This is a genomic window from Listeria cossartiae subsp. cayugensis, from assembly GCF_014229095.1.
Lineage (GTDB): Bacteria > Bacillota > Bacilli > Lactobacillales > Listeriaceae > Listeria > Listeria cayugensis.
This window is the reverse complement of record NZ_JAARZC010000002.1, coordinates 41661-54592: the sequence shown is the minus strand read 5'-3', so window position 1 is coordinate 54592 and position 12932 is coordinate 41661. Positions and strand designations below refer to the sequence as shown.

Below are 12932 nucleotides of genomic sequence, written 5' to 3'. Positions count from 1 at the left end.
GGGTGGAAAAATGGAAATTCAAGTAGAAGAAGCTGTTGTAAAACTTATTTTGCATGGTGGAAACACACGAAAAGAAGCATATAAAGCTATTGATTATGCAGAAAAGTATCAATTCGACAAAGCAGATGAACATCTACAAATGGCACAAGACCAATTTCAAGAAGGCCATATTTGGCAAACAAAATTAGTATCCATTCGTGACTCAGAAACAGTAGCTCACCCGTCATTTTTATTAATTCACGGGCAAGACCACTTAATGACTGCACAAGCAGAATTACAACTCGCTAAAAGAATCATCGAACAATACAAACATCAACAGCGTTTAGAGGAACGTCTGACAAAACTTGAAAATCAAGCGTGAGAAGTAGCTGGAAACAAGAAATAAGGCTCACTTGTAAGTATATTGGGACGCACAAACAACATATCTTCTGTTTCAATGATATGGGCCGCATCAATGTATTTGCTCTTTTCTGGCGTAAATAGAAGATGAATCGTTTCGATTTTTTTAGCTGGCAGATAACTTAGAACTTCCACCACATCTAGTTTTTTCGTACTAAGGATATCAAGTACATATAAATCAGCATCTTCCTGTTCCATCAGAACGATCGTATCTATTTCTTCAATATAGTAAAGTTCATTTTTTAATGCGATTAATACATAAAACATCAGTAAATCTTCACTTTCTTTGACATCTAATATGTTAGAAAGTGGAGTTTTTTCAGATACAATACGACTTATTAGCTGAAAATCGGCATTATTATCGGGATTCAGTTTTTTTATATTAGCAGGTTTTCTTTTCAAACTACTTGCATCGACAGTAAAACTACTTTCCTCGACACGCTCAAAACCAAATTTTGGATAGAAATCTAATACAGAATCATTGGCAAATAGATACAGGAAGTCATATTGTGCTTCATATTTGGCTATTACATGCTCTAATAATTTCTTAGCAAGCCCTTGACCGCGGTAATTAGGGTGCGTCATAACGGTGCCAATTTGGAGTGCGTTATAATCCTCGCCTTGATAAATTAAGCTCATTTTATTAATGGAGACATTCGCGATGACTTCCTCATTATCGATATAAGAATAACAAACGTATTTATCATTCCAAAAACCTTGATGGAACCATTCTTCAAAATTAATATCAAACGTACTTTCAGCAAGTCTATTAAAACTATCACGATATAATTTATTATCTTTGTAGTCACTTATCATTTCATAATTCATTGTCTTATTCCTCTACTCATTTCTATAAAAATAACAGGTACAACGCGAATTACGTTCTACCTGCTCATTTTTATTTAATTAGCGTATCCCGAGCGCTATTTTTGCATAGCGTGACATACGATCTTTAGTCCAAGGTGGATTCCAAACAAGGTTTACATTTGTATCCTTCACTTCCGGAATATCACTTAACGCCATTTGTACTTGCTCAGTCAAAATACCAGCAAGCGGACATCCCATTGTTGTAAGCGTCATTGATACCGTGCAAAGCCCGTCATCATCTAACTCAACATCATATACAAGCCCAATGTTCACAATATCAATACCAAGTTCTGGATCGATAACTTGTTCTAGTGCGCCCATTAGGTTTTCTTTCAGTTGCTCATCCATGAAGCATATGCCTCCTTTTTGCAATTTTGTACACTTATTGTATCATATATGAGAATGATTTTCATTATAAGAATTTCTCGAAAAAACTAACTCCTTGCAGCATTCCTTCGACGGAAACTTTATGTTTCGCATTATCGTCAATGATAAATTGTACATTATCCGCCAAACTTTCTTCCACAAGTGTTTGATATAATTTTTCACTATAAGCAAATGGTACAACATCATCTTTTTTTCCGTGCCAAAGTAGCAATGGACGGTTGTTTATTTTAGTAATATTTTGAGTTAAGTCGTATTTTTGTAAGGATAAAATTCGCTCATCAACGTCATAAGGGAATGTTAATCCTTGCGCCAATGCATATTTAGATAGCTCCTTAGCAAAATCAACGTAATATGCGCTCCCCATTAAACTAACTGCCACTTTAATATCTTCATGTTGCCCAAGAAGTCCTAGAGAAGTTATAGCCCCCATCGAAACTCCGCCAACACCAATACGATTCGGATCCGTTTTCCCAGCTTTAATTAGTTCATTTGTAATTAACGGGAATTCCTTGATATTCGTTTCTATCACATCCCAAAAGAACGTAGCTTGATCTTCTGGATTCGCTCCTTGAAGACGTTCCCCGTGTAACTTCGCATCTGGTAACACCACTCGAAAGCCGCGCTGTGCAAGTAAATAACCATAATGTAAATACAGTTCTTTTTGAGAAGTAAAACCATGATAAAAAATGATTGTTGGTAACATTTTATCAGCATTTTCGCTGTTGCTAATATGTAAAACTGGTATTCCCGCAATTTGTTCATTTTCTACTTGAATCATTGTGAAGCCTCATTTCTATAAGGTTTATTAAGCTATTGTAAAGGTCAGAATCATTTACAAATTTGTGATTAACGTCTATCATTAATGTGTGCCCTTATTTTAGCATGAAGGGGCAGTTTTCAACCAACCATATGAATTAAAGGAGCAAACTATGTCTAAAAAATTAATCGTACTAGACCTTGACGGCACAACACTTAGAGATGATCTAACTATCTCCTCGCATACAAAAAATACGCTAGAAAAAGCACGCATGGCTGGCCATGAAGTAATGATTGCAACAGGCCGTCCATACCGAATTAGTGGTTCTTACTATCACGAACTTGGATTAACCACACCGATTGTTAATTTCAACGGCGCTGTCTATCATCATCCTAGACTCACTACATTTGCTGAAGGATACCATCATGCCATTGATTTACACGTTGTTCACGAATTACTTGATTTCTCCAACGGCTTTGCATTAGATAATATCGCAGCCGAAGTACAGGATAATGTCTTTTTGAAAGAACACAACAACAGTGTCCCTGAAACATTCCATTTAGGTACGGAAAATATTGTATTTGGAAATATCCGTGACGCTATTCAATCTGATGCTACTTCCTTATTATTTTTCGGGAAAATGGATCAACTAGATTTAATCAGCAAACATTTAGATGAATCACTTTCTGGCGTTATTTCCCACCATACCTGGGGCGCATCCGCTTGGCCTGCAGTAGAAATTATTAAATTTGGTATCCACAAAGCAATCGGTGTTCAAGCTGCTGCCAAAACACTAGGCTTTGATCGTAAAGATATCATTGCATTCGGTGATGAAACGAATGATTTACAAATGCTAGATTATGCAGGTGTTGGTGTTGCAATGGGAAATGCTGCTGAATCTGTAAAAAACGTAGCGAACGTCGTAACCGCCTCTAACCAAGATGATGGCATCGCTCTATATTTAGAAGAAAATTTACACTTATAATAAAAAGCTGCAAGTATGGTCTTACAAAAGTTAGGAGTTCTAATTTTTGGTTCAAGAGCCATTACCTTGCAGCTTTTTTACATCATTTTATTTTTGTACATTGCCATTGCCAATTTTTGGTCTGCTTCAGAACGGAAATCACCGAACACGCTAGAGGTTTCCATGACATTAATAAAGGCTTTAGGGTCGAATTCTCCGACAATATGCGTAATATCATATAATTCATAACGCGTGATTACCATAATCAGCATCGCCACATCTTCTTTTGAGTAACCGCCCATCGCATCTACAACTGTAATGCCCCGCACCATATTTTCATGAATTGCTTTAATAACGGTTTCGGAGTGTTGCGTCATAATCATCACTGTTAATTTCTGATGTCTCGTATGAATAATATCAATCACTCTACTTTGAACATACAAAGAAATGAGCGTATAGAGCGCGAATGTCCAATCATACGCGAACCCTGCCACAATTATAATAACCCCATTTAGAAGCAAGAAATACTTTCCGAAAGAACGCCCGGTCTTAATTGTTATGTACATTGCTACGATATCTAGTCCACCAGTAGAAATACCGAATTTCAAAGCCAAACCAATACCTACAGAAGCAATTAACGCCCCAAAAATCGCATTAAGCAAAATATCGTTGGACACTTGCACTTCTGGAATAACAATCAAGAAAAAAGACATAAAAGCAACTGTCAAAAAGCTGAAAACAGTAAAGGATTTCCCTACTTTTAACCAGCCTAAAATTGCCACTGGAATATTTAATAACAGAACAAGCAGCCCTGTCGAAATTGAAATATTCATTGAATCACGTAACATGTCTGAACCTAGTTGTGCAACCCCATTTAATCCAGCAGCGTAAACTTGTGCTGGTATTAAAAAGAAGTTCATGCCAATTGCATTTAAAAGTGCTGCTATAATCGCAATGGCGGTTTTTTTAGCATATTCTCTATATACTATTTTTGAACTCATTTTCTTCTCTCCTTTTTTGGCCCTAACATAACATACCAACTTTCCAGAGAAAAGAGAAGTCTTTTTCATTATTTTTTTGATTTTTAGTTAAATAATGGATATCCGCCTGATAAATAGAAGCCCAGCGATACTGTAATTACTACCACAATAACAAAAATCATTAAAAACATGCCGGTCGGTTTTTGTTGTTTTCGATAACTAAGTAGCATCTCCACAACACCAATCACAATAATCCCCATTAGAATTTTAAATATCGCTAGAATCCAACTTTGTTCCACGCTGTACTGTACCATCATAATTCCACTTAATATAACGAGAATATAAAAAACGCGATTAATCATTTGTAACATCGTAAAACTTTTTGCTGATTTGGAATAAATGAGTAAAGCTGTAACTGTTAATACAACAATGGCTACCCAAGAAATTAAATGAATATAACCCCACATAATAATTCCTTCTTCCTTTTTAAGATTTTCTTACTTGATTAGTTAATGTTCCAATTTTATCGATAGTAATTTCAACAATGTCCCCGTCCTGTAGAAACGTTGGAGGGTTCATCCCCTTACCTACACCACTTGGAGTTCCCGTAGCTATTATATCACCAGGAATTAGCGTATGTCCTTTTGATAGATCCGAAATAATTCGAGCCAAGTTAAATATAAACTTATCTGTAGAGTCCGATTGCCTCACGTCACCATTCACTCTCGTCTCAATATGGAAAGTAAGTTCTTCGCTTGAATCATTTTCAAGTACATACGGACCAATCGGACAACTTGCATCAAGGCTTTTCCCAATATAAAACTGTTTATGTTTTTTCTGAAGGTCTCGAGCTGTAACATCATTTAAAATAGTGAATCCAAAAATAGCAGATAATGCTTCTTTTTCGGATATATCTCTGACTTCTTTTCCTATAATAACCGCGAGTTCCCCTTCGTAATCGAGTTGCTCGGTTACCTTTTGATGAAGCTCAATCTGACCGTTGTGAGGCAATAAACTATTAGCACTTTTTGTAAATACAAGAATTTGCTCCGGAACATCTTCTTTACTTCCCATTTCCAACACATGATTATAATAATTTTTTCCAATAGCGATGATATTATTTGGTGGTGTAAAAGGAATTTGAATTTCCACATCAGCTAAATCGATATTGCCATGCATTTCTTGTAATACAGGAAGTGTTGGTTTTTCTTTAATGAAATCCAAAAGGGTCGCTGGTGGATTTGCAAAAATTGTTTTTGCAGGGATAATTTTACTTTCAGGTGCTAACAGGCCATATTCAATGTTCCCTTGATACAGATAACTCAACCATTTCATTTAAAGACCTTCCTTTGTGTTTATTTGACATATATGTTGTCCATCGAAGAAATATAGATATGCTTTCGTTACTTTTTTCCCAGTAATAGCTTGGATTGCTTCTGCATAAAGCTTAATCTGTATTTGATATCGTTCTTTCATTACTTTTTCAGCAGCTTCCCAATCCGCGTAGCGCCCTTCTATTTTATCTGTTTTATAGTCAATTAAAATAATGGATTCTTCCTCTTCAATCATACTATCAACAACACCTTGAATGAGTACATGTTCGTCTATATCGGCTTGTTCATATAGTTTGGATACAGGGAGCAAATAACTGAAAGGTACTTCGCGCTTGACTAGATTTTTTTTCTGTAACATTGTTTTTCCTAATGGCGATTCAAAGAAACCGATTATTTGTTGTATATTGATTGCTTTAATTTGCGCCTCAGTTAAGATATCTTTTTCACGCATCGTTTGTAAAAGGTGCTCTAAGTCTTCCTTCACCGGTTGCCCCTCTAGCGGAACTGCTTGCATAAGGGTATGCATTGCTGTACCAATTTCTGTGGCAGACAACTTATTTTGTTGCAAAAATTTGGGTCTATCTAGTGATACTTTTTGGAATTCTTTTAGTAAGGTGGTATCACTCCAGCTATCTTGCAAAGAGAATTGTCGTTTAAGCTCTGTTACAGACTGTTTAGCGCGAATTTCTGTCGCTGCCTCGTTTCCGTACTCATAGTTCATATATCGCTGAATTTCGTCTTTATAAGGGCTGTGGACAGGTACTGGTTGATGTCCCTTTATGTTTTCCATCCAATTATCCGATTCTGATCTTTCTTGCTCATTTTCTAAAAACATTTCTTTTGTTTTGATTTCAATCTGGAGCTTCATATCTGTCGGAAGCGTTTGAATCATTTCTTCACACAATAAATCTTTAAAACTTTCATGTCTAATAGTCGCGTTCCCTATCCAATCCAAATAACACTTCGCCTTCGCTCTAGTTGCTGCTGGTAGAATAGTTTCTTTCCCTTTGGCAACTTGCAACCAGTTTTTACTTGTTTTTTCAAAATCTGGTACAGTAGCCGTCAAAATCAACTTTTCTTCCGCACGAGTGAGGGCAACGTATAAAACACGCATTTCTTCCGCAATCATTTCGCGAGATTTTTTTTGTTTAATCGCTTGTTGCATAATAGTCGGATAAACAATCATTTTCTGGATATCTCGATAATTAGATGCAAAGCCATAATCTTTGTCTAGCAGTGTTTTACTATAGATATCACGCATATTAAATTTCCTGCTGAGTCCAGAGATGATCACCACGGGAAATTCTAGTCCTTTGCTTGCATGGATAGTCATCATCCGAACGACATCTTCTTTTTCACCAAGTGTTTTTGCTGTTCCCAGATCATCACCCCTAACTTCCAAACGCTCGACAAAGCGAACAAAACGGAATAAGCCACGGAAGGAAGTCTTTTCGTATTGATTCGCACGATCATACAATGCTCGTAAATTAGCTTGGCGCTGTTTGCCACCAGGTAACCCACCGACAAATTCATAGAAGTTCGTTTCTTGATAAATTTGCCAAATTAAAGAAGTTAAATTTTCTCGGATAGATAATTCACGCCAAGTGTTTAGTTGCTGAATAAAGTCACTTATTTTATCTGCTGTTTCTGAAACGGTTATATCCTTATATGCTAATAAAGCATCAAAGAAATAGCCATTTTTCTTCGCCATACGTACTTGTCCTAGTTCTTCTTCATTTAAGCCGATTATCGGTGAACGTAGTACAGCCGCTAAAGGGATATCTTGATACGGATTGTCGATTACTTTCATAAGCGCAATCATCGTGGCTACTTCTGTCGTTTCAAAATAGCCAGAATTATTATTAGCATAGAATGGAATATCTTGAACTTTCATCGCTTCTTCCATATCCGGAGCACTCGTCATCGCTCGCGCTAAAATAACTATATCTCGGTATTGAATAGGTCTGTTCTGCTTTAGTTTTTTATCATAAATAGGAAACTTGTTATCTATCATTTCTCTAATTTCCGTGGCAATTGCGCGTGATTCTACTTGGCTTTTCTGCAATTCTTGTGGTGATAATTCATCTTCTGTTTCTTTTTCTTCTGATTTCATATCAATCAATAAAAGTTCCGTTGCCATTTCATTTGTTTCTGGAAAACTTGCGCCTAAAGTCAACTCTGCCGCTGTATCATAGTCAATTTCCGCAATATGCCTATCCATCAATTGATGGAAGATAAAATTAGTTGCATCTAACACTTCTTTTCTACTTCTGAAATTTTGTGATAAATCAATACGTATCCCAGTTCCATTACCGTCTTGCTGATATGCTTGATACTTCGTCATAAATAAAGTTGGCTCGGCTAAACGGAACCGATAAATAGATTGCTTTACATCTCCAACCATAAATAAATTTCCATGCTTATCATCTGGATTAGTTACAAGGCGTAAGATGGTTTCTTGGACCATATTAGTATCTTGATATTCATCGATTAATACTTCTTTAAATTGTTTTTGATAATTGCGAGCAACTTCCGACGCTTCATTGTCTTTTAATAAAATTTTTAATGCTAAATGTTCTAAATCATTAAAATCCAATACGCCTCGTTGTTGTTTTTCTTCAAAGAAATTCTTGGCGAAACTTTTTACTAATTCACTCAAAGTTTGAATGTCTGGTTTCATTTTTTCTAAATCCGCCAAATAATTGGTCTCTGCTCTCGAAAACCAATCTATCGCGATGTTTTTAATTTCTTTTTTTGCAGCATCTCGGAATTTTTTTGTTTCTTCAACATAAGTTTCATCATAATCACTTTTATTTTTGAGTGTTGGAATTCGTTTGAAATCAATGCTTTCGGTAGCTAACTGTAGATTCTCCCAGCTAGTCCAATCCAACGCGGATAATGTATTGATTTGAGCTAAATCATTTTCTAATGTAGGTAAATATGGTGCCGGACCGCCATTTTCGTTTGCATAGTCTATCGCATTCAACAAGTAATTTTTAGCTTGATTAACTCTTAATTCAATATCTTCTTTAATGATTGGAAAATAGGGTAATTCTGTAATCGAAGTAATTTGTTCGGTATTGTAGAAATCTACCATTGTTGCTAGCCATGCATTTGGATCTGGATTCGCCCTAGAGAAATCATAGAGTTTAGATATTAGCATGTGTAACTCTGCATCAGATCGATCTCCGGTGAAAGATTCTACCAAGTGAAAAAAAGCCTCATTATTTTCAATACTATATTCTCTTTCCAGCTGTTCTTCCAAAACTTCATCTCGAATCATGCTACTTTCAATTGGTTCAATCAAGCGAAAACTTGGATCTATATCTGCTTCAAAATAATATTTTCTAATAATTTCTAAACAGAAGGAATGGAGTGTGGAAATAGAAGCATAGTTAAGTAAAGCTACTTGCCTTTTCAAATGGGCAGAATCTGGATTTTGTTCTAAAGCTTCCTCCAATCCTTTCCCTATTCTAAATTTCATTTCGGCAGCAGAAGCATTTGTAAAAGTCACTATAAGTAACTCGTCTACATTTAAATTGGCCGATTCATCTATTAACCTTTCAATAATCCTAGTAACTAGAACGGCCGTTTTGCCTGAGCCCGCAGCAGCAGCTACAAGTACATTATTTCCTTTTGCTTGAATGGCTTTCCACTGGTCATCCGTCCATAAAGAATCAGTTGGTTTTGATGGTATATCTAAGCTCATGCTACTGCGTCCCTCCTTCTACGTCCATTTTTGTTAAAATTGTTTCTGACTTTTCATTTGTTAAATGTCTATATTGATTGCTAGTTAAAGATGGATCGAATCCGCAGAAAGAACGGAAACCACAAAATTGACAAGGTGTTCTTTCTTTTAATTTATAAGGGTTAATCGCAACTGCCCCATCAAGTATTTTATTACCTGCTTCTTGGTATTTATGTCGCACAAATTGGCGCATTTTATCAAATTCTGCTTTTGTAGCTGTTCTTGACCTTGCACTTAAATCACCATTTTGCTTAATTTCGGCTGGAATAATGTTGGATGATTTTCCTTTTTCAAGTGTCGTATCCATTAATGACACAGCAACTGGGTCTGACAAAATCAACCCTTTCATTTTGGAACTTTTTTGTAATTCTTTTGCGATAGCTTCATCGCTTAATTCCTTCTCCGCTTGCACAAATTGATTGTGCATATGGAAATACAGTACGCCAGCTGGTTCTGCAGTTTTCCCAATCATTTTCTGTGCATTTGTTACAACAATATCTAAATACGTAAGCATCTGTAGCGCTAATCCATAATAGACCTCAGTAAGCGCCAAATCATGCGAACTAGATTTATAATCAATGATTCGAAGGAATGTTCGATCATCCTGTTCCGCCATATCTATTCTATCAATTCGCCCTTGTAAAAGAAGCTCACTATTAGAATGTAATGGGATTTTTAATGGTGGAATATCTCCTTTTAGCCCAAAATCAACTTCTAATCCCACTGGACGAAATGCGCTACTTTTGGCTTGTTCATTTAAGACTGTGGTAGCTCTCGTTATAATTTGGAGTAACTTATATTGAATGTATTCCATTCGTTTAGAGCTTAGCAAAATCTCATGCTGAATCTTCGGTGCTAAAAACGTCATCGCCAGTTTCGCCATTTGTCGACATTCTTCCTCTGTTAAATTGCCCCAGTCTAAATTATTTCGCTTTAATTCAGCTGAAATCCACTCCATAGCACCATGGAAAATCTCTCCCATATCTACAGCTTGCAACTGAAAATGACCTCTTTCTTCTAGTTTTAATCCATATTGCGCAAAATGTTGGAATTCGCAACTGAAAAATTTCTCCATTCGAGAAACACTTGCATGAATAGTTTCTCCAAATAGATTTTTGGCTGTTGTTTCTTGTAAAGACTTAGTTTTATTTTCATAATATAAACTGGACAATATTTGTTTTGCCATTTTGGATTCTTTGGCATCTTCAAAATAGCTATTATAGGCATCCCACCACACATTAGATAGTGGATAACCTCGTTTGTACATTTGTAATTGACTCGTCAACAAGCCTAATGTTGCTTGTTTGGAGCGAATATAATTACTTTGTTCTTCATCACTTAATAAACTCGGATCTGTTAAGTAAACCGATTCGTTTAATTCTTTAAACTGACCTTTTATTTTTCTTAGATAATTTGATTCGCTAAGAACTTTTCCTTCTTCATCAGCAACTGGATAACTAAGAAATAATTTATCGCTTGGTAGACTAATAATTTTATATGCTAATAAATCTTCTTCACCAATATTATTTTTAGCAGATGGCTTTAAATTACTATCTTCTGCACGCAAAGCATCTCGATCTTGGTCAGACAGAATACCTTTATCTTTTTGGCGAAGTGGCATAACACCATCATTCATTCCAATTGCAAAAATAACTTTCATATCTAGCAACTTTGCATTTTCCATATCAGCTAAAACGACTTGATCTAAGGAAGGTGGTAAAAGCGAAAATTCAAGTGCGTCTAAGCCAGTTGTAATGATTTCCGTAAAGCTAATTAAATCTAACGTTTCCTCGCCTAGGACCTCTACAAATTCATCCAAAAGGGCAGAAATGGAACTCCATGCTTGCTCATGTTCTCTCGCAAGTTCTAAATAACCTTGCTCTTCTGCTCGTTGTCTCCATGATTCCAAGCGCTCTACAGCTTTTACTTGCTCTAAATAATGATAGAGTGCTAGCGCAAATTCCATTCCAGTATTCGCTTTGCGTAAATTACTTTCCAATGTTGAAAGAGGCGCTACTATCAAGTCTCTCATCTCATTAATAATCGATTGTGTATGGATTTCTTCATCCGTTTGCGGTAATAGATTGGTAGAGAGTCCCCGAATTTTCCGGTAAATCCAATCACCTTCTTTTTCCCATTTCCATTTATTTTGAATACCGTTTTCTAGTACATAGTTTTCTAGTATATCTGATTTACGTCGCAAGTCACTTGAATTATCTGTAATATCAAAGAAAAATTCTGTTTTAACTGCTTGAAAAATAGGTTCATACTTCCAATTAAATATAATAGCCTCTAAGCTGGAACGAACAAACTCAATAAACGGGTGTTTGGCCATGGCTCTTTTTTTATCAATAAAAATTGGGATATCATATGATTCCATCACTGTTTCACATAAAATATCATAATCTCCAAGATTCCTTGTTAAAATGGCCATATCTCGATATCTATAGCCACTCAATGCAAGTTGTCTGATTTCACGTGCTATGCCTTCGATTTCTGCACGTCTATTGTTTGCTTGATGAATTTTTAAATTACTTGGTTCTTCTTTGAAAGCCATAAATTTATTATGACCCCAAGCATTTGCTAGAAATTCTAATGAGTCTGTTTTTGCTCGTTTGTTTTCTAAGAAAAACTTATCTTGCTCTACTTGAATTCCGTTCGATTTAGCCAAATCTAATAAAGCATAGTAAGCTTCTGTACTTGCTTTAAACATACTATATTCATCTAAACCATGTTGGATTTCTGGAACATTTAAAGTTAGCGAAACTGTCACTTTATCACATTTTCGCATTAATTCTCCAATAACTGAGAGTTCTTGTTTTGAAAAAGAAGTAAAACCATCAATGACTATTTCAGTCTGATTTAGATAACCGCTTTCTACAATTTTCTCTGCAAGCAATCTCAAATAGTCTTCATTTTCGAGAAACTTATCCGCTAAAAGTTCTTCATACTTTTGATAAATCAGTGAAATATCATGTACTTTGCTATTTACACTTGTAGACAAATTGGTAGCGCTGTTAACCATATCTTCTATAGAAACTTCTTCTTGTTTCATTTCTTTAAATAAATTTGCTAACTCTGAATAAAAGCCCTTTCTAGAAGTAGCTTTAGAAAAAATCTTTAATTCATCTTTTTGATCAAGTGCAGCTTTTCGGATAACCATTTCGATTCCTGTTTGACTTAGAAAAGTCTTGGATAATCCACCTGTTTCCTGAAGGATTTTCCATGCCAAACGACTAAAGCTGAATATTTGTGTCCCAAGCATACCCGCTAAATTTTCTTTATTTAAAAAGCTCGTCTCCATCTGAAACGTCATTTGGTCTGGAACGATAAAAATATAGGTCTTGGAATTTTGTTTAATTTTCGCTCCAACTTCATCCATTAAATAAGTTGTCTTCCCTGTTCCTGATCTACCAGCAATTATTTGAAGTGTCATACCCTCACCACCGAACATATGTTTTTATTTAGTTTACCATATTTGAGCAATCTGTCCAGA

General features: G+C 35.7%; 10 protein-coding genes. 2 read left to right on the top strand and 8 right to left on the bottom strand.

Annotation, left to right across the window (positions count from 1 at the left end; all coding sequences use genetic code 11):
* Window positions 1–10 precede the first annotated feature (10 nt).
* The gene (locus tag HCB49_RS07340) at window positions 11–361 is read left to right on the top strand and encodes a PTS sugar transporter subunit IIA (protein ID WP_185604556.1); all 351 of its coding nucleotides are present in this window, start codon (window positions 11–13) and stop codon (window positions 359–361) included.
* On the opposite strand, the gene HCB49_RS07335 is transcribed toward HCB49_RS07340, so the two are convergent.
* The 3 genes from HCB49_RS07335 to yjfP all read right to left on the bottom strand — a co-directional run bounded on the left by HCB49_RS07335 (window position 352) and on the right by yjfP (window position 2431).
* Window positions 352–1227 (bottom strand): GNAT family N-acetyltransferase, encoded by an 876-nt coding sequence (locus tag HCB49_RS07335; RefSeq protein ID WP_185604555.1) that lies wholly within the window; start codon window positions 1225–1227, stop codon window positions 352–354. The genes HCB49_RS07340 and HCB49_RS07335 overlap by 10 nt on opposite strands.
* Before the next feature lie 78 nt (window positions 1228–1305).
* Window positions 1306–1614, bottom strand: a complete 309-nt coding sequence (locus HCB49_RS07330; RefSeq protein WP_003720638.1) for a metal-sulfur cluster assembly factor — start codon at window positions 1612–1614, stop codon at window positions 1306–1308.
* Window positions 1615–1678: 64 nt separating this feature from the next.
* Window positions 1679–2431, bottom strand: a complete 753-nt coding sequence (gene yjfP / locus HCB49_RS07325) for an esterase (RefSeq protein ID WP_185604554.1) — start codon at window positions 2429–2431, stop codon at window positions 1679–1681.
* 151 nt (window positions 2432–2582) lie between these two features.
* Between yjfP and HCB49_RS07320 the strand changes: the two genes are divergently transcribed.
* Window positions 2583–3395 carry a Cof-type HAD-IIB family hydrolase gene (locus tag HCB49_RS07320; RefSeq protein WP_185604553.1) on the top strand — a complete coding sequence of 271 codons (813 nt, stop codon included), beginning with the start codon at window positions 2583–2585 and terminating at the stop codon, window positions 3393–3395.
* 77 nt (window positions 3396–3472) lie between these two features.
* On the opposite strand, the gene HCB49_RS07315 is transcribed toward HCB49_RS07320, so the two are convergent.
* The 5 genes from HCB49_RS07315 to addB form a co-directional block, all read right to left on the bottom strand.
* Window positions 3473–4375, bottom strand: coding sequence for a YitT family protein (locus tag HCB49_RS07315; RefSeq protein ID WP_185392461.1), 903 nt, complete (start codon window positions 4373–4375; stop codon window positions 3473–3475).
* An 83-nt stretch (window positions 4376–4458) separates the two neighbouring features.
* The gene (locus HCB49_RS07310) at window positions 4459–4821 is read right to left on the bottom strand and encodes a YisL family protein (RefSeq protein ID WP_185399479.1); all 363 of its coding nucleotides are present in this window, start codon (window positions 4819–4821) and stop codon (window positions 4459–4461) included.
* A 19-nt stretch (window positions 4822–4840) separates the two neighbouring features.
* On the bottom strand, window positions 4841–5689 hold the full coding sequence (locus HCB49_RS07305) for a fumarylacetoacetate hydrolase family protein (RefSeq protein ID WP_185604552.1): 849 nt from the start codon (window positions 5687–5689) through the stop codon (window positions 4841–4843).
* A complete protein-coding gene (addA, locus tag HCB49_RS07300) occupies window positions 5690–9397 on the bottom strand; it encodes a helicase-exonuclease AddAB subunit AddA (RefSeq protein ID WP_185604551.1) in 3708 nt (1235 codons plus the stop codon).
* Between the two features lies 1 nt (window position 9398).
* Entirely contained in the window at window positions 9399–12872 is a 3474-nt protein-coding gene (gene addB / locus HCB49_RS07295) for a helicase-exonuclease AddAB subunit AddB (protein ID WP_185604550.1), read from the bottom strand.
* Between the last annotated feature and the right edge of the window lie 60 nt (window positions 12873–12932).